Here is a 17,782-nt window from a genome sequence, read left to right on the forward strand (position 1 = left end):
TCATATTGTCCACTATCGGGTTGATCGGGAGAGTTTTTTGGCCGATACCCTGAGCCACATGACGCGAGCTGACAGAGACAAGCCGGTGGTGCTCTCGAAGATCTACACCCGCACCGGGGACGACGGCACGACCGCGCTCGGCGACATGAGCCGCACCCGCAAGACCGATCCGCGCCTGGCCGCCTACGCGGACGTCGAGGAGGCCAACGCGGCGATCGGCGTGGCCCTCGCCGCGGGAACCCTGGAGGCGGACGTCACCGCCGTCCTCAGCCGGATCCAGAACGAGCTGTTCGACGTCGGGGCCGACCTGTGCGCCCCGCTCGTGGAGAACCCCGAGTTCCCGCCGCTGCGGGTCGAGCCCTCCTACGTCGACTGGCTGGAGGCCCGGTGCGACGAGTTCAACGAGCGTCTCACGCCGTTGCGCAGCTTCATCCTGCCCGGCGGCACCCCTGCCGTGGCCGCGCTCCACGTCGCCAGGACCGTGGTCCGGCGGGCCGAACGGGCCGTCTGGTCGGCACTGGAGGCCCACGACGACGTCAACCCGCTGACCGCGAGATATCTCAACCGGCTGAGCGACCTGATGTTCATCCTCTGCCGGGTGGCCGCGGGCGGCGACGAGATCCTCTGGAAGCCCGGCGGCACCCGCTGAGGACGAGGCTCCGAAACCCGGCGGCACCCGCCGAGGACGGACTCAGGAAACGCGGCGAAACCTGTCGAGCGCCCCTCCGAAAGCCCGGCGGCACCCGCTGAGGAAAGGACTCCCGCAGGCCCGGCGCGCCCGCCGGGAAGGTGAGGAGAGCTCAGGCGACGTCGAGGTAGGCGCTGGGCGGGGCGGACTCCAGCCAGGCGACGAAACCGGTCAGCGCGCGGTATCCCATGGCGAGCTCGAAGGCGTCCTGCCCGTTGCGGCACTCGATCGCCGTCACGCCCTCGATGAACCCGAAGAACTCACCGGACCCGACCCTGCGACGCCTGGAAACGACAAGGCCGCGCCTCACGATGACGTGGCGCGGCCTTGGAAGCAGACCTATGAGCGGGATCCAGTTGAGGTGGCCGTCGGCGTAGCGGGCCACCCCGACCCGCCAGCCTCGCTCCTTCGACAGGGAGCGCAGGCAACAGAGCACCGATCCCCGGGAGCGGGTCAGTATCAGAACCCGGAGTCCCAGGAGGGCGACGAGCAGCCCCAGCACGATGAGAACATCCACCACCATGTCTGCTCGCCCCCCAAAAGCGCGTACAGCCTAAGAAGCAGAATTTATCCGACTTCTTCCCCAGCCGCGCGCAACCGGGCCCTGGCACGCTTGGCCTCCGCGACCGCGTCCGCGTTCTCCTGGTCGGACTCGACCGAGGCCTGAGCCCGCTCCAGCGCGGTCTTCGCGCGGGCGATGTCGACCTCGGAGCCCAGCTCGGCCAGCTCGGCCAGGATGGACACCTCGTCGTCGGCCACCGAGAGGAATCCTCCGTGGACGGCGGCGACGAGGTCGGATTCTCCGTCGCCTCGCTTGATCGTCAGCAGGCCGCCCTCGACGAGAACGCCGAGCACGGGCGCGTGCTTAGGCATGATACCGATCTCGCCGTCGACGGTCTTGGCAATCACCATGTCGGCCTCACCGGACCAGATCTCACGCTCCGGGGAGACGACGCCTACTCGCAGCTTCGCCACTTTCTCTCCAGTTCCTTATCGAACCAGGCGCCGGTACGGCCGCGTGACCGTACCGGCGCCGAAGGCGACTAGCGGGCGAGTTCCTTGGCCTTGGCCACGGCCTGGTCGATGCCGCCGACCATGAAGAACGCCTGCTCGGGCAGGTGGTCGTAGTCGCCGGCGCACAGGCCCTTGAACGAGGCGATGGTCTCGTCCAGCGGGACGTTCTCACCGGGCTGGCCGGTGAACGCCTCGGCGGCGTACATCGGGTGGGACAGGAAGCGCTCGATGCGACGGGCCCGGTTGACGGTGACCTTGTCCTCTTCCGAGAGCTCGTCGATACCGAGGATCGCGATGATGTCCTGCAGTTCCTTGTACTTCTGCAGGATCCGCTTGGTCTCCTGGGCCACCCGGTAGTGCTCCTCGCCGACGATCAGCGGGTCGAGGATCCGCGAGGTGGAGTCGAGCGGGTCCACCGCGGGGTAGATGCCCTTCTCCGAGATCGGCCGCGAGAGAACGGTCTGCGCGTCGAGGTGCGCGAACGCGTTGTGCGGGGCCGGGTCGGTGATGTCGTCCGCGGGGACGTAGATCGCCTGCATGGAGGTGATCGAGTGACCGCGGGTCGAGGTGATGCGCTCCTGGAGGACACCCATCTCGTCGGCCAGGGTCGGCTGGTAACCCACCGCGGACGGCATGCGGCCGAGCAGGGTGGAGACCTCGGAACCGGCCTGGGTGAACCGGAAGATGTTGTCGATGAACAAAAGCACGTCCTGCTTCTGGACGTCACGGAAGTACTCCGCCATGGTCAGGGCGGAGAGCGCGACGCGCAGACGGGTGCCCGGGGGCTCGTCCATCTGGCCGAAGACGAGGGCGGTGTCCTTGAGGACGTTCGCCTCCTCCATCTCCAGCCAGAGGTCGTTGCCCTCACGGGTGCGCTCGCCGACCCCGGCGAACACCGAGGTGCCACCGAAGTTGCGGGCGACCCGGCGGATCATCTCCTGGATCAGAACGGTCTTGCCCACGCCCGCGCCGCCGAACAGGCCGATCTTGCCGCCCTGCACGTACGGGGTGAGCAGGTCGATGACCTTGATGCCGGTGGTCAGCATCTCGGTGCGCGACTCGAGGGTGTCGAAGGCGGGCGACGGGCGGTGGATGCCCCAGCGCTCGTTGATCTGGAGCGAGGAGGTCTCGACGTCCAGCGACTCGCCGAGGGTGCTCCACACGTGGCCCTTGACGACGTCGCCGACGGGGACCGAGATGGCCGCGCCGGTGTCGGTCACCGGGGCGCCACGGGTGAGGCCGTCGGTGGGCTGCATGGAGATCGCGCGGACGAGGTTGTCACCCAGGTGCTGGGCGACCTCCAGGGTGAGGACCTTGGCCTCACCCTGGAGCTCGACGTTCACCTTGAGGGCGTTGTAGATCTCGGGCATCGCCTCGACGGGGAACTCCACGTCGACGACGGGACCGGTGACCCGCGCGACGCGGCCCACGCCGGTCTCAACAGTCTGTGCAGTCATTTCACTCTTTCCCCGCTGCGGAGTCAGCCAGCGCGTTCGCGCCGCCGACGATCTCGCTGATTTCCTGGGTGATCTCGGCCTGGCGGACCTGGTTCATCTGCTGGGTGAACACGCGGATGAGCTCGTTGGCGTTGTCGGTGGCCGACTTCATGGCCCGGCGGCGCGAGGCTTCCTCGGAGGCCGCCGACTGGAGCAGCGCGGTGAAGATGCGCGACTCCACGTAACGCGGCAGCAGCGAGTCGAGGACCTCGCCCGCGGTGGGCTCGAACTCGAAGTACGGCAGCGGCGTGTCGGACGGGTCCTCGGCGGTCTCCTCGACCTCCAGCGGAAGGATCCGCTTGACCACGACCTCCTGCGTCAGCATCGAGACGAACTCGGTGGAGACGATGTGGATCTCGTCCACCCCGTCCTCGGCCGAGAAGGCCTCGATCAGCGCGCCCGCGACCTCCTTGGCGTCGGAGTAGGCGGGCTTACGGGAGAACCCCGTCCACTGCCCGCCCATCTCACGGTTGCGGAAGGTGTGCCAGGCGACGCCCTTGCGACCCGTCACGTAGGGCACGGGCTCGACGCCCCTGTCCCTGAGCAGGTTGCCGAGCGCCTCCGCCTCACGCAGGATGTTGGCGTTGAAGCCGCCGCAGAAACCGCTGTCGCTGGTGACGATCAGGACGGCGGCCCTGGCGGGCTGCTCCTTGGCCACCGTCAGCGGGTGGTCGGTGCTGGAGGTGTTGCTGACCACGCCCGTGACGGCGCGGGTGATCTCGCGCTCGTACGGCACGGCGGCCTGCATCCGCTGCTGAGCCTTGACGATGCGGGACGAGGCGATGAGCTCCTGGGCGCGGGTGATCTTCGCCGTGGACTTGACCGACTTGATCCGCCGCCGCAGCAGTCTTAGCTGGGCACCCATCGGCTACTTCTTCTCTGCCGTGCGGACTCGCTTCGTGATCTTCTCCTGGCCGACCTCGCCCTCGCCGAGCGCGGCGACCGGCTCGTCGTTGACCAGGTACTCACCGGAGGAGGTCTCGAAGCTCTTCTTGAACTCGGTGATGGCGTCCTTGAGGGCGACCACCGCGTCGTCGGGCAGCTGCTTGGTCTCGCGGATGCCGTCGAAGATGCCCTTGTGCTCGCGGCCCAGGTAGTCGAGGAACTCCGTCTCGAAGCGGCGGATGTCCTCGACCGGGACCTCGTCGAGCTCGCCCGTGGTGCCGGCCCACACCGAGACGACCTGCTTCTCGACCGGGAACGGGCTGTACTGGGCCTGCTTGAGCAGCTCGACCAGACGCTGGCCACGCTCCAGCTGGGCGCGGGAGGCCGCGTCCAGGTCGGAGGCGAAGGAGGCGAACGCCTCCAGGTCACGGAACTGCGACAGCGACAGGCGCAGCGTGCCGGCGACCTGCTTCATCGCCTTGATCTGCGCGGAGCCGCCGACTCGGGAGACGGAGACACCGACGTTGATGGCCGGACGCACACCCGCGTTGAACAGGTCGGTCTCGAGGAAGCACTGGCCGTCGGTGATGGAGATGACGTTGGTGGGGATGAACGCCGAGACGTCGTTGCCCTTCGTCTCGATGATCGGCAGACCGGTCATCGAGCCCGAACCCATGTCCTTGGACAGCTTCGCGCAGCGCTCGAGGAGGCGGGAGTGCAAGTAGAAGACGTCGCCGGGGAACGCCTCGCGGCCCGGCGGGCGGCGCAGCAGCAGGGAGACGGCGCGGTAGGCGTCGGCCTGCTTGGTCAGGTCGTCGAAGACGATGAGAACGTGCTTGCCCTGGTACATCCAGTGCTGGCCGATGGCCGAACCGGTGTAGGGCGCGAGGTACTTGTAACCGGCCGGGTCGGACGCCGGAGCGGCGACGATGGTGGTGTACTCCATCGCGCCCGCCTCCTCGAGGCGGCCCTTGACCTGGGCGATCGTGGAACCCTTCTGGCCGACCGCGACGTAGACGCAGAGAACCTGCTTGTCGGGGTCGCCGGAGAGCCAGTTCTCCCGCTGGTTGAGGATGGTGTCCACGGCGACGGCGGTCTTGCCCGTGCCACGGTCACCGATGATCAGCTGGCGCTGGCCGCGGCCGATCGGCGTCATGGCGTCGACCGCCTTGAGACCGGTCTGCAGCGGCTCCTTCACCGGCTGGCGCTGGACCACCGAGGGGGCCTGGAGCTCGAGGGCGCGCAGGCTCTCGGACTCGATGGGACCCTTGCCGTCCAGGGGGACGCCCAGCGGGTCGACCACCCGGCCGAGGAAGCCGTCGCCGACCGGCACGGACAGGACCTCGCCCGTCCGGCGGACCGACTGGCCCTCCTCGATCTTGCTGAAGTCGCCCAGAACAACGACACCGATCTCCCGGACGTCCAGGTTCAGTGCCAGGCCACGCGTGCCGTCCTCGAACTCAAGCAGCTCGTTCGCCATCGCCGAGGGAAGGCCGGAGACATGGGCGATACCGTCGCCGCAGTCGACGACGGTCCCGATCTCCTCGCGCGCGGCACCTTCCGGCTCGTACGCCTGGACGAAGCGCTCAAGTGCGTCCCGGATCTCGTCCGGCCGGATCGTAAGCTCCGCCATCTCTCTTCAGTCTCCCTATTCGCCTAGCCGGCCAACCGGCGGCGGACTTCTTCGATTCGTCCCGCGATGGTGGTGTCGATGAGATCGTCCCCGATGTGAACCGAGAACCCTCCCAGCACCCGCGGATCCACCTCGACGTTCAGATGAACGTCGCGGCCGTACGAGGTGCGCAGCCACGTGGCGAGACGCTGCTTCTGCTCCTCTGAAAGCACGACGGCGCTGCGCACCACCGCAACGAGGCGCTGCCGCTGGGCGGCGACCAGCTTGCCGAACTCCTCAAGCCCACCGTCCAGGCTACGTCCTCGCGGATGCAGCACGAGCTGGGTGACCAGCCGCAGGGTGGTGGGGGCGACCTTCGAGGCCAGGAGGGAGCCCAGAAGCTCCCGCTTGGCCGCCTCGGGGGCCGCCGGCGCCGTCAGGGTCCGGTGAAGCTCCAGGTTCGAGGCGGCGATGCGCCCGAACCGGAACAGCTCGTCCTCGACGTCGTCGAGCCTGCCCTGCGCCTCCGCCTCGGCCGAGGCCGCGACGACGCCGAGCCGCTCCAGGGAGTCGGCCAGGTCGCCCGAGCGCGCCCACCTGGCGGACACGGCCGCGGCGACCGTCTCCAGGGCGGCGTCGCTGATCTTGCCCTCCAGCAGCACCCGGACGATCTGCGCCTTCTGGGCCGCGGGACTGGCCGGGTCGGAGAGGTTGCGGCGGAGCCCGTGTTCGCGGTCGAACAGGGCGGCGACCGAGAAAAGCTCGTCGGCCAGCGTGCCGAGGTCCGCGCTTCCCGCGACGGCGTTGAAGCGCTCTTCGACCTCGACCAGCGAGGCCCTGCTGAGGCCCCTCATCAGCCGCTCACCGACACTCGCGCGTCACGCCTGGTTCGCCGTGTCATCAGCGGACCGCCGCGTTGCTCGACTCGAGCTCCTCGAGGAACCTGTCGACGGTACGGCGCTGGCGCGCCTCGTCCTCCAGGGACTCCCCGACGATACGACCGGCCAGCTCGATCGACAGACGGCCGAGCTCCGTGCGGAGCTGGGCGAACGCCTGCTGGCGGTCGGCCTCGATCTGCAGATGGGCGGCCTCGACCAGGCGGCGGGCCTCGGCCTGGGCCTCCTCGCGGAGCTCGGCCTTGATCTGCGCACCCTGCTCACGGGCCTCCTCACGCAGCCGCGAGGCTTCGTGACGGGCTTCGGAGAGCTGGTCCTTGTACTGCTTGAGCAGCGCCTGGGCCTCGGCCTGCGCGTCCTCGGCTCGCTTGATGCCGCCTTCGATCGCATCGGTCCGCTCGACCAGGGTCTTCTGGATGCGCGGGGTGAGGATCTTACCGACGACGAAGAGGACGACGAAGAAGGCGAAGCCGCCGACGACAAGCTCGTAGGTGTGCGGGATGAGGGGGTTGCCCCCCTCCTCCGCCGCCAGGAGCGAAGCTGCCTGAATCATTTGTGCAGCCTTCCGTCAGGGTTGTCTGCGTCTTAGCGGAACATGAAGGGCGCGACGAGGCCGATGAGGGCCAGCGCCTCGGTGAGAACGAAGCCGAGCAGCATGTTCTGGCGGATCAGGCCGTAGGCCTCCGGCTGGCGGGCGATGGCCTGCACGCCCTGGCCGAAGATGATGCCGACGCCGATGCCGGGGCCGATCGCGGCGAGGCCGTAACCGATCGAGCCGAGAGCGTTGAGGGAGCCGTTGACCTCAGCGAGGATCGACATTCTTGTATTCCTTTACGGTTGGCCGGTGGGATCTGCCCGCCGGTCTGGACGATTCGAGGTTGGTCTTGGTGCTCGGCGCTGGTCTCAGTGCTCGGCGTGGAGCGAGTTGCCGATGTACATCGCGGCGAGCATCGAGAAGAGGAACGCCTGCAGGAACTGAATGAACATCTCGAAGCCCGTCATCGCGATCGTCATGATCACGCCGACCGCGCCGAGCGGGGCGCCGAACACGGTGAGCTTCTCGAAGAGGAACCAGAAGCCGACGAGGCTGAAGAAGGCCAGGATGATGTGGCCGGCGAACATGTTGGCGAACAGTCGCACCGCGTGCGTGAAGGGCGCGATGATCATGTTGGACAGGAGCTCGATCGGGGCCAGCAGCACGTAGATCGGCTTGGGCAACCCCGGGGGGAACATCATGTTCTTGAAGTAGCCGATCGCGCCCTGGTGCTTGACACCAAGGTAGATCTTCAGGATGTAGACGCTGAGGGCGAGCACGATCGGGAAGGCGATGTGCGAGGCGACCGGGAACTGCAGCACCGGGATGACGCCCATCAGGTTCCAGACCCAGACCATGAAGAACATGCTGAGGAGCAGTCCCATCCACCGGTCCGCGTCCTTGCCGAGGAACGGCCGGGCGACCTGGTCGCGGACGAAGACGTAGCCCATCTCACCGATGTTCTGCACGCCCCGCGGCACCAGCTTCGGGTTGCCGAAGGCCGACCAGCAGAAGCCGATGACGAGGATCGAGCTCAGCAGGGCCAGCAGCACCGGCTTCGTGAGCCAGGCGACGCCCGAGACGATCGGGGCGGCGTCGAAGAGTTCGAGTCCCGGAGGCGTGAACTCGTCCCCGGGAGCGAGGAGCGTCAGCGTGCTCACGCGGCGTTCCCTTCAGCGTGGTAGTTGATCGAAATGGCTTCGTCAGCGAAGCGACCGCCGCCGAAGGCTAGCGACCGTACTTCCGGTAGACCAGGTAGACGGATAGAGCGACCCCGAGGATCAATCCGATCGGGGTGAAGGCGACCACGCCAGTCCACTTGGACAGCAACCAGCCCGCACCGCCGTACAGGATCATCCCGGAGAGGAGATAGCTGGGGATCGACCAGGCGGCGCTGGCGAAGTCGCGGCCGTCGTCTTCGGGCCGGATTTTCTTTTCGCTCATCGCGGGCATGACGATAGCAGTCGCGGTGAGGACTAGTCATATCGGGCAGGGTCCAGGCCGCCAGCGAGATGATACGCCTCATCGCGGATCGCCCTGACCTGGAATCCGGCCATCGGGGTCGACGTAGAGCATTTTGAGTTTCATGAAGCCGCGCATCTCACCGACCGTCCACGCGACCGTGGCGGCGATGGCGCCCCAGCCGAAGGCCCTGGGCTCGAAGGCGGTGGCGTCCTCGAACAGTTTGAGCAGCGCCATGATCAGAATGATCTTCACCACGTAACTCAGCACCGCAGCGGTCATCATCATCATGGGTGAGACACGGCTGGCGTAGGAGATCGCGACGATGCCGAGGGTGAAGAAGACACAGACCACCGCGGTCCCGATCGCGGCGCCGAGCGCCCCCTTGGCTCCGGCCAGCAACGCCGCGACGAGGATCACGACCAGCCCCACCAGCACCGTGGGTATCGCAGCCCCCTTCAGAAGGCGCACGTCGTTGGCGAGCATCGGCACTCCAAGTAACTGTTATCAAGCGAGCGATTGCTACCTTGCAGGTCTGGGCAGGTTCACCATCTGCTAGTGAAAGCTATCACAAGCTCACGGAAGAGCGCCTTTACCTGCCGTTTCAAGTGAACGATCAAGGAGCCGGGGAAAGCGCCTCAAAGTGGCGTCTCAGGGTTTGAGAAACCCTGCCGGGGAGCGCTGAGTGACAGGTCGGGCCGCACCGGCAGGGTGGCCGTCTCGTCGCCGGTGGCGGCCGGACGGTGCCCCGGCGCCTCCGCGGGATACGGATGGGGCCTGACCCGGCCCGGCTGCTGCTCGCCGGGGAGCGTGTGCTGCCCGGGCCCCTCCGCGGGACCGCCGGGCCCCGCGGGACCGGCGGGATCGAGCGGGCCACGTCCGTCACCGCGTCCGTCGCCGCGCCCGTCGCCATGGCCCTCGGCCCCGCCGAGATCACGGCGGGCGCGCAGGCGGGGCAGCGCCATCATCACCAGCACGCCGATGGCGAGCAGCACGGTCAGCGGGAACAGGATGAGCGGGACGCCCTCGATGGACAGCGCCACGACCGCGAAGGCGAACAGGAAGGTCCACGCGTACATGATCATGACGCTGCGGCGGTGCGAGTGGCCGATGTCCAGCAGGCGGTGGTGCAGATGCCCCCGGTCGGGCGAGAACGGCGACAGGCCGTTGGACGTGCGCCGGATCACCGCCATGATCAGGTCCAGCAGCGGGAGCACCAGGATCGCGACCGGCACGAGGAGCGGGAGGATGACGGGGAAGCGGTTGATGCTGCTGGAGTCGAGCGGCGTGACCAGGATCATCGTGGAGGCGAGGACCAGGCCGATCAGCATCGCCCCCGTGTCGCCCATGAAGATCTTCGCCGGGTGGAAGTTGTGCGGCAGGAAGCCCAGGCAGATCCCGATGAGCACCGAGGCGATGACCGCCGTCGCGTTGATGCTGGTGTCGCCGTAGTCCTTCGACAGGGCCACCGAGTACGTCCACGTGGCCATCGCGGCGATACCGACGATCCCCGCGGCCAGCCCGTCGAGCCCGTCGACGAAGTTGACGGCGTTGATCATGACGACCACGATCAGGATCGTGATCAGCGGGCTCAGCGTCGAGTCGAGGATGGTCTGCCCGCCCAGCGCGGTCGGCAGCGGGAGCCACGGCAGGCTGACGCCGAAGGTGACGAGCACCCCGGCGGCGCCGATCTGCCCGGCGAGCTTGACGAGGGCGTCCATCCCCAGCCAGTCGTCCAGGAAGCCGGTCAGCGTGATCAGGCCGCCCGCGGCGATCAGCGCGATCACGATCTTTCCCTGGCCCTCGGCCAGCTTGCCCCCGGCGTAGGGCAGCTCGGCGGCGATCAGCAGACCGGCGACGAGACCGCCGTACATCGCCAGACCGCCCAGTCTGGGCGTCGGCGTGGTGTGCACGTCACGATCGCGGACCTCGGGCATGGCCCCGATGCGAACGGCGAAAACGCGGATCAGCGGAACCAGCAGATACGTCACCGCGGCCGCGACGAGCGCCATGAGTAGATATTCGCGCACGGAACCAGTTTCGCGGATAGTCCGGCCACCTGTGACCGGAAAACGACACAGAACAGCTCATAGTTCGCTGGGATATATCCGGTGGGTCCTCGTCAGCACCGCGACGCGCTCCCGTATCTCGTCCGTCGCGTCGGGGTTGCGGATGACCTGCGCCACCATCGAGGCCACCTCCTTCATCTCCTCGGGCCCCATCCCCTGCGTCGTGACACAGGGGGTGCCGACCCGGATCCCGGAGGTCACCGTGGGCGGCTCCGGATCGTAGGGGATCGCGTTGCGGTTCAGCGTGATCCCGGCCGCCTGACACCGCTGCTCGGCCACCGCGCCGGAGATCCCGACGTCGCGCAGGTCGATCAGCGCCAGATGGCTGTCGGTGCCCCCGGAGACGGGCCGCATGCCCTCGGCGGCCAGCGCGTCGGCCAGCACCTGGGCGTTGGCCACTACCCGCCGCGCGTACTCCGCGAACTCCGGCCGCAGCGCCTCGCCGAACGCCACCGCCTTGGCCGCCACCGCGTGCATGAGCGGGCCGCCCTGCACGAACGGGAAGACCGCGCGGTCGATCCTGGGGCCCAGCTCCCGCGTGCACATGATCCCGCCGCCCCTCGGACCGCGCAGCGCCTTGTGCGTGGTGAAGGTCACCACGTCCGCGTACGGCACGGCGGAGGGCAGCGCCCGCCCGGCCATCAGGCCGACGGTGTGCGCGACGTCGGCGAGCAGCCAGGCGCCCACCTCGTCCGCGATCCCCCGGAAGGCGGCGAAGTCGATCTCCCGGGGATAGGCGGTGGCACCACAAATGATCATCTTGGGCTGGTGCCGCAGCGCCAGCTCCCTGACCTCGTCGTAGTCGATCAGCTCGGTGTCCCTGCGCACGCCGTACGCCACGACGTCGAACCAGCGTCCCGAGAAGTTGACCTTGGAGCCGTGCGTGAGGTGGCCGCCGTGCGACAGCTCCATCGCCAGCATGGTGTCGCCCGGCTGGAGCAGGGCCGCGTAGGCCGCCAGGTTCGCCGAGGCGCCGGAGTGGGGCTGCACGTTGACGTGCTCGGCGCCGAACAGCCGCTTGGCCCGGTCGATCGCGAGCCGCTCGGCCCGGTCGACGACCTCGCACCCGGCGTAGTAACGCCTGCCGGGGTAGCCCTCGGCGTACTTGTTGGTGAGCGTCGAGCCGAGCGCGGCGAGCACGGCGGGCGAGGTGAAGTTCTCACTCGCGATCAGCTGGACGCCCCCGCGGAGCCGGTCGAGCTCGTCGAGCAGCACGCTCGCGATCTCCGGGTCCTCGCGCTGCAGGAGACCGAAATCCGGCCCGTAGTACGGTTCTGCGCCCATGGCTCACACCCCGAAGACGACGACTCACCCCCACTGTAAGCCCGCCCTCCCCGGTTATCCCACGTCAGGGACGCGCCGCCCCGGGACAGCGTGTCGCGGAGGACCGCCGCCACCGGGAGGCCGCCTCACGAGAACGCGTGCGGGGCTCCGGTCTTGACCGGCACCCACCTCGGCGTGTCGGCCGCCTGGTCGCTGATCGACGTCAGGATCGCCTGCCGGTAGAGGCTCAGACGGGTGCGCCACTCCGTCATGTCCTCGATGTAGCGGCCGGAGACGGGGGCGTCCCAGACGTCCCTGCTCCTGGCGAGCTGGTAGGCCTTGTCCAGGCTGCCGGTCAGCGTGTCGAGCACGGGGAGCACCTGCCTCCACATCATGACCAGCCGCTGGTAGTCGGGGTTGAACTCCCACGACGTGACGGCGTCCGGGGACGGCAGCCCGTTGTTGGCCGAGGCCGGCGGGGTCTCCCCCGGCTGCAGCGGCTGCGGTGCGGGTGGATCCACGAACATCACAGGCTCCTCACCCTCGCTGACACGCTCCCTGCCTTTTGCTCACTCACCGCTACTCGGTGCCCCGTGCTCATCCGCCCGCCGCCCCGTGCCTCACCACCCGGCGCCCACCGCTTCGCGCTCACGGCAGCTCACGGCGCTCACGGCCTCGCGCCCGCGTTCCGGCGATCACCGGCCACCGCCCGGGGGCGGGATCGGCCGCTGCGGGTCTCCCGGTTCCACGTCGCCCGCCGGGCCGTCGGGCCGGATGTCCATGGGCGCCCAGGCCCCCTCGCCCCAGGTCTCTCCGTCGGGCACGCTCACGCCCGGCATCTCCAGCGGTTCGATCTCGCGGGCGTTGTCGGCGAGCGTCTTGAGCGCGTCGAGATCGAGCGGTCTCGCCTCGGCGGTGACGACGTCGCTGCCGTCGTTCGCCCACCGGGCGGCCGAACCCTCGCCGCCCTCGCCCGGCTGCGCGGCCACCCCGCCGGGCGCCGCCCCCGCCGCCTGCCCGGACGTGCCCTCGGCACCGCGTGCCTCACCGGAGACCGCGTCGCCGATGGACGGCCCCGGCCCCCCGGCGGGCGGCGTGGCCGCCTCGTTCGAGGTCGTGCCCGCCGTCTGGATGGCGGGCTCACCGGAGGCCGTCCCGGCGGGCCGGGGCGCGGCGGGCTCTCCGGAGGTCGTACCTGTGGACTGGGGGGTGGTGTCGCCACCGGTGCCCGGCGGCTGGACGGTCTGGTCCGTGGCCGGGCCCGCGGTGTCGAGGAGCGGGTACGCGGGTTTGGCGGAATCGAGCGGCTCGTGCGGCTCGACCCAGCCGGGCTGCCCCGCGGTGCCGGAGACGCCGTCGATCGTGGGCATCTCCAGCGGCGGGATGTCCTCGATGTTCTTCAACAGCTCGTCGACCTCGGCCGCCGTGGGCGCGTCGAGCGGGATCTGGAGCACCTTCACCCCGTCGACCTCCACGATCTTCGCCTTGGAGTCGCCGCTCTGGTCGATGTCGTCGGGGTGGTCCTTCCTGGGGGTGTCGAGGACGGTGTCGCCGGAGGAGCGGCCCTCCTCCCTCGGCGAGCGCTCGTCGCCCTTGGAACCGATGTCGCCCTTGGCGTCGGGATCGTTCGCGGGCGGGTTGCCGGTGGAATCCCCGCGTGGGGTCGTCTCGTCGCCCTTGGAACCCGTGTCGCCCTTGGCGTCGGAGTCGTTCACGGGCGCGTTGCCGGTCGGATCCTGCCCGCGCGGCGTCGTGTCGTCCGCGTTGACGATCTCCGGCCGGGTGTCGTCGGCCCTGGGCGGCTCCGGTGCGGGCGCGGACTCCCCCTGCGGCGTCCCCGGCTCGAGGCCGGTGTCCGGGGTGGAGGTCTCGGGCGTACGCGGGACGTCGGGCGCCTCGCGCGGCGCGGTGTCGACCGGCGGCCCTCCACCCTGCGGGTTCTCCCCCGGCCCGGAGACCGCGGGCTTCAGGTCCTCGACCCTCGGCGTCTCCGGCCGCGCGTCGTCGGCCCTCGGGACGTCGGGCGCGGGCGCGGAGTCCTGCCTGGGCGCCTCCGGCACGGGCGCGCCCTGGGCGTTGGGCACCTCCGGGACGCGATCCGGCGCGGGCGCCCCGGGCCGGGGGTCCTCGGCCCTCGGCGCGTCCGGCAGGGACGGGGAATCCGGGGTGTGGGCCTCCGGCGGGGGCGCGGAGTCGCCCTTCGGGACCTCCGGTACGGGATCGGGCTTGGGCGGCTCGGGACGCGGCTCCTCGGCTCTCGGAGGCTCCGGCGCGGGATCGGGCTTGGGCGGCTCGGGACGCGATTCCTCGGCCCTGGGCGGCTCCGGTGTGGAATCGGGCTTGGGAACCTCGCGCGGCGCGGTGTCCGTCGGCTTGCCGCTCTCCTTGGACGTCTCCCTCTCCCGCGGGGAGGTCTCGTCGGCTTTCGACCCCGTTTCCGGCTTCCGGTCGTCGGCTCCGGACGCCTCGGGTTTCGGCGTCTCCTTCCGATCGTCGCGATCGTCGCGCGGGGAGGTCTCGTCACCCTTCGAACCCGCCTCGGGCTTGGCCTCGTCGGTCTTCGGGGTGTCGGCCTTCGGGGTGTCCGGCTTGGTGTCGGGCTTGGAGGAGTCCTTGGGATCGTCACGCTGGGTGCTCTCGGCCGACTGGTCGCCGACGCGGGGCCTGTCGTCCGCCCCGACGGCCGGCTTGAGGTCCTCCGCCTTCGGGGTGTCGGGCTTCGTATCGTTCTGAGAACCGGTCTCCGGCTTGGCGCCGTTCTGGGAGTCCGTCTGCGGCTTCGCCCCCTCGCCCTGGGAGCCCGTCTCGGGCTTCGGGTCCCCGGCCTTCGGCTCGGCGGGGGGCGCCGTCGCGTTCTGGCTGACCTTCTTCTCCAGTAACGTCACGCGGGCGGAGACGTCGCGGACCATCACGTCGCACGCGTCGGCGATCTGGACGGGCCGGTGGGTCGACTGCGAGGACAGGCCGGCCCCGCTCATCATCTGCGAGACCTTGCCCTCGACGTTCCGCATCTGCTCGGCGGCCCGCTGCACCTCGGACAACAGGTCGCGGACCAGCTTGGGGTCCATTCCTTCGAACTTGCCCATGGACGTCTCCCAGGAAGTGTCGGCCCACTTCAAGGTACCGGGGAGACAGCCCGGCGTCACGGTGATAATCAGATGGCATGGAACACGGCATATGCCGTGGATGCGCTGGTCAGTTGTCGGGCTCCGGGCCCGTGTCCGTCGCGACGTAGCCGATCACACCGCGCAGCTTCTCCACGCTGATCGCCCCGCGCCGCAGCAGCCTGGGCACCGCGGTGGTCAGGTCGAGGATCGTCGAGGGGATGTCGCTCTCGCACGGCCCCGCGTCGAGGTAGACCGACACGGAGTCGCCGAGCTGCTTCTCCGCGTCGGCGGCGGTGGTGGCGGCCGGTGCGCCGGAGCGGTTGGCGCTGGAGACGGCCAGCGGGCCCGTCTCCTTGAGCAGGTCGAGGGCGACCGCGTGCAGCGGCATCCGGATGGCGACGGTGCCCTTGGCGTCACCGAGGTCCCACGACAGCGACCGGTTCGCGCGGCAGATCAGCGTGAGCGGGCCCGGCCAGAAGGCGTCGACGAGATCCTGGCCGTACGGGCCGAGGTTCTCCACCAGGGCGTTGGCGGCCCGGACGGTCCCGACCAGCACGGGCACCGGCATGTCACGGCCGCGCCCCTTGGCCGCCAGCAGGGCGGTGACCGCGGCGGGCGTGAAGGCGTCGGCACCGATACCGTAGACGGTGTCGGTCGGGAGCACCACGAGTTCCCCGCGTTGGAAGGCGGAGGCGGCCTCGATCAGGCCGGTGGCTCGCTGCTCGGCATCCATACAGTCATAACGTCGGCTCACGGCGTGCATCCTATTCCTGGCCGAATCGAGCGGTGACGAAGCGGTCCCTGCGTGTCAGGTCCTGGCGGCTGCGCACGTCGCGCCAGCCGTTCTCCTCGGAGAAGATCAGATATACCGGGGTGCCCTGCTGGTCGGCGTGCTCCACGGCGACGAACCCACCGGGACGGAGCAACCTCCTGGCGGTCCGCTCGACCGCCCTGACCTCGTCGAGGCCGTCGCTGCCCGATCCGTACAGCGCGCGGTGCGGGTCGTAGTCGCGGACCTCGGGGTCGCGGGGGATCGCGCCCGGCGGGATGTAGGGCGGGTTGGAGATCACCAGGTCGACCTGGCCGTCCAGCTCGGACAGGGCGTCGGCCAGATCCTCCGGGTGCAGGTGGACGCGGCCCTGGCCGTGCTCGATGATGTTGCGCTTGGCCCAGGTGTAGGCGCCGGGGTCGACCTCGACCGCGTGCACGGTGGCCAGCGCGACCTCCTGGGCGATCGACAGCGCGATGGCGGCCGAGCCCGTCCCGAGATCCACGACCACCGGCGAGGCGACGTCCATCTCCCGCAGCCGGTCGATCGCCCAGCCCGCCACGACCTCGGTCTCCGGGCGCGGTACGAACACGCCGGGCCCGACCTCCAGGGACAGGTAGCGGAAGTAGGCCCGCCCGGTGATGTGCTGGAGCGGCTCGCGGGACTCCCTGCGGGCGACGCCCTCCCAGAACAGGGCGTCGAAGTCGGAGTCCTTGACCGTGTGCAGCTCGCTGCGGCGCACGCCGTGCACACACGCGGCGATCTCCTCGGCGTCGGTGCGCGGCGACGGCACACCTGCCTCGGCGAGCCGGGCGGTGGCGAGGGCGATCTCGTCCAGCAGAAAGGTCATGGGCGCGTTCTATGAATGGGCGAGCTACGAATGGGCGGCGAGCTTCTCCGCCATCTCGGCGTCGAGCAGGGACTGGATGACGGCCGAGAGGTCTCCGTCGAGCACCTGGTCGAGGTTGTAGGCCTTGAAACCGACGCGGTGATCGGAGATGCGGTTCTCGGGGAAGTTGTAGGTGCGGATGCGCTCGGAGCGGTCGACCGTGCGGATCTGGGACTTGCGCTCGGCCATGGCGGCGGCGTTGGCCTCCTCCTCGGCGATCGCCTGCAGGCGGGCCCGCAGGATGCGCATGGCCGACTCCTTGTTCTGGAGCTGGCTCTTCTCGTTCTGGCAGGAGGCGACGACACCCGTCGGGACGTGCGTGATCCGCACGGCCGAGTCGGTGGTGTTGACGCTCTGGCCACCGGGGCCGCTGGAGCGGTAGACGTCGATGCGCAGGTCGTTCGGGTCGATCTGGACGTCGACATCCTCGGCCTCCGGGTAGACGAGCACCCCGGCGGCACTGGTGTGGATGCGCCCCTGCGACTCGGTGACCGGGACCCGCTGGACGCGGTGCACGCCGCCCTCGAACTTGAGCCTCGACCAGACGCCCTCGTCGCCCCTGGCCTTCAGGGCGATCGTGACGTCCTTGTAACCGCCGAGGTCGGAGTGGGTGGCGTCGATCAGCTCGGTCTTCCAGCCGATCCGCTCGGCGTACCGCAGATACATCCGCAGGAGGTCTCCGGCGAACAGGGCGGACTCCTCGCCGCCCTCGCCCGCCTTGATCTCCATGATGATGTCCTTGTCATCGTTGGGATCGCGCGGGACGAGCAGGTGCCTGAGCTTCTCCTCCAGCTCGGGGATCCGAGCCTCCAGCTCCTTGGCCTCCTCGGCGAACCCCTCGTCCTCCGAGGCCAGCTCCCGCGCCGTGCCGAGGTCGGACTGGACGCCCTCGAGCTCGCGGTAGGCGACGATGATCGGCGTCAGCTCGGCGTAGCGCCTGCCGAAGGTGCGCGCCTGCTTCTGGTCGGCGTGCACGGAGGGGTCGGCGAGCTTGAGTTCCAGCTCGGCGTACTCACTGAGCAGCTCGTCGAGATTCACCGTGCGTCCTTCCTTGAAAGCCCTTGTCAGCCTGCCTCATCACCACGAACGCCGACCCGG

Annotated in this window: 19 protein-coding genes; 1 reads left to right on the top strand and 18 read right to left on the bottom strand. The window is 69.4% G+C overall.

Translation table 11 applies throughout. The features are described 5' to 3' along the window. The first annotated feature begins 58 nt into the window (after positions 1 to 58). Positions 59 to 649, top strand: coding sequence for a cob(I)yrinic acid a,c-diamide adenosyltransferase (locus AB0G15_RS26365; RefSeq protein WP_362844741.1), 591 nt, complete (start codon positions 59 to 61; stop codon positions 647 to 649). Between the two features lie 151 nt (positions 650 to 800). On the opposite strand, the gene AB0G15_RS26370 is transcribed toward AB0G15_RS26365, so the two are convergent. The 18 genes from AB0G15_RS26370 to prfA form a co-directional block, all read right to left on the bottom strand. After that, entirely contained in the window at positions 801 to 1,211 is a 411-nt protein-coding gene (locus AB0G15_RS26370; RefSeq protein ID WP_362844744.1) for a DUF2550 domain-containing protein, read from the bottom strand. 44 nt (positions 1,212 to 1,255) lie between these two features. After that, positions 1,256 to 1,663: a F0F1 ATP synthase subunit epsilon gene (locus tag AB0G15_RS26375; RefSeq protein WP_362844747.1), complete on the bottom strand. Its 408-nt coding sequence runs from the start codon at positions 1,661 to 1,663 to the stop codon at positions 1,256 to 1,258. Positions 1,664 to 1,731: 68 nt separating this feature from the next. Then, a complete protein-coding gene (gene atpD / locus AB0G15_RS26380) occupies positions 1,732 to 3,159 on the bottom strand; it encodes a F0F1 ATP synthase subunit beta (protein WP_362679918.1) in 1,428 nt (475 codons plus the stop codon). Between the two features lies 1 nt (position 3,160). Then, positions 3,161 to 4,063, bottom strand: coding sequence for a F0F1 ATP synthase subunit gamma (locus tag AB0G15_RS26385; RefSeq protein WP_362679915.1), 903 nt, complete (start codon positions 4,061 to 4,063; stop codon positions 3,161 to 3,163). 3 nt (positions 4,064 to 4,066) lie between these two features. Continuing rightward, the gene (atpA, locus tag AB0G15_RS26390) at positions 4,067 to 5,716 is read right to left on the bottom strand and encodes a F0F1 ATP synthase subunit alpha (protein ID WP_362844749.1); all 1,650 of its coding nucleotides are present in this window, start codon (positions 5,714 to 5,716) and stop codon (positions 4,067 to 4,069) included. A gap of 23 nt (positions 5,717 to 5,739) precedes the next feature. Further along, positions 5,740 to 6,549 (bottom strand): F0F1 ATP synthase subunit delta, encoded by an 810-nt coding sequence (locus tag AB0G15_RS26395; protein ID WP_362844752.1) that lies wholly within the window; start codon positions 6,547 to 6,549, stop codon positions 5,740 to 5,742. Positions 6,550 to 6,595: 46 nt separating this feature from the next. Continuing rightward, positions 6,596 to 7,144, bottom strand: a complete 549-nt coding sequence (locus AB0G15_RS26400; RefSeq protein ID WP_362844755.1) for a F0F1 ATP synthase subunit B — start codon at positions 7,142 to 7,144, stop codon at positions 6,596 to 6,598. A 32-nt stretch (positions 7,145 to 7,176) separates the two neighbouring features. Beyond that, positions 7,177 to 7,410 carry an ATP synthase F0 subunit C gene (gene atpE, locus AB0G15_RS26405; RefSeq protein ID WP_329090975.1) on the bottom strand — a complete coding sequence of 78 codons (234 nt, stop codon included), beginning with the start codon at positions 7,408 to 7,410 and terminating at the stop codon, positions 7,177 to 7,179. Positions 7,411 to 7,494: 84 nt separating this feature from the next. Continuing rightward, on the bottom strand, positions 7,495 to 8,286 hold the full coding sequence (gene atpB / locus AB0G15_RS26410) for a F0F1 ATP synthase subunit A (RefSeq protein ID WP_362844759.1): 792 nt from the start codon (positions 8,284 to 8,286) through the stop codon (positions 7,495 to 7,497). 67 nt (positions 8,287 to 8,353) lie between these two features. Continuing rightward, a complete protein-coding gene (locus AB0G15_RS26415) occupies positions 8,354 to 8,569 on the bottom strand; it encodes an AtpZ/AtpI family protein (protein WP_350973492.1) in 216 nt (71 codons plus the stop codon). Between the two features lie 78 nt (positions 8,570 to 8,647). After that, positions 8,648 to 9,073, bottom strand: coding sequence for a hypothetical protein (locus AB0G15_RS26420; protein WP_362844762.1), 426 nt, complete (start codon positions 9,071 to 9,073; stop codon positions 8,648 to 8,650). Between the two features lie 152 nt (positions 9,074 to 9,225). Further along, the gene (locus AB0G15_RS26425) at positions 9,226 to 10,617 is read right to left on the bottom strand and encodes an MraY family glycosyltransferase (RefSeq protein WP_362844765.1); all 1,392 of its coding nucleotides are present in this window, start codon (positions 10,615 to 10,617) and stop codon (positions 9,226 to 9,228) included. Positions 10,618 to 10,674: 57 nt separating this feature from the next. Continuing rightward, entirely contained in the window at positions 10,675 to 11,940 is a 1,266-nt protein-coding gene (gene glyA, locus AB0G15_RS26430) for a serine hydroxymethyltransferase (protein ID WP_362844768.1), read from the bottom strand. Between the two features lie 125 nt (positions 11,941 to 12,065). Further along, complete coding sequence (locus tag AB0G15_RS26435; protein ID WP_362844771.1) at positions 12,066 to 12,446, bottom strand: hypothetical protein; 381 nt, start codon at positions 12,444 to 12,446, stop codon at positions 12,066 to 12,068. 168 nt (positions 12,447 to 12,614) lie between these two features. Continuing rightward, positions 12,615 to 15,005 (bottom strand): hypothetical protein, encoded by a 2,391-nt coding sequence (locus AB0G15_RS26440; protein ID WP_362844774.1) that lies wholly within the window; start codon positions 15,003 to 15,005, stop codon positions 12,615 to 12,617. Positions 15,006 to 15,114: 109 nt separating this feature from the next. Continuing rightward, on the bottom strand, positions 15,115 to 15,780 hold the full coding sequence (locus tag AB0G15_RS26445) for an L-threonylcarbamoyladenylate synthase (protein ID WP_362844776.1): 666 nt from the start codon (positions 15,778 to 15,780) through the stop codon (positions 15,115 to 15,117). A 10-nt stretch (positions 15,781 to 15,790) separates the two neighbouring features. Continuing rightward, on the bottom strand, positions 15,791 to 16,645 hold the full coding sequence (gene prmC, locus AB0G15_RS26450) for a peptide chain release factor N(5)-glutamine methyltransferase (protein WP_362679883.1): 855 nt from the start codon (positions 16,643 to 16,645) through the stop codon (positions 15,791 to 15,793). A gap of 24 nt (positions 16,646 to 16,669) precedes the next feature. Next, entirely contained in the window at positions 16,670 to 17,722 is a 1,053-nt protein-coding gene (prfA, locus tag AB0G15_RS26455; protein WP_362844779.1) for a peptide chain release factor 1, read from the bottom strand. Between the last annotated feature and the right edge of the window lie 60 nt (positions 17,723 to 17,782).

Source organism: Streptosporangium sp. NPDC023825 (assembly GCF_040639575.1).
In the GTDB taxonomy this organism is placed as follows: domain Bacteria; phylum Actinomycetota; class Actinomycetes; order Streptosporangiales; family Streptosporangiaceae; genus Streptosporangium.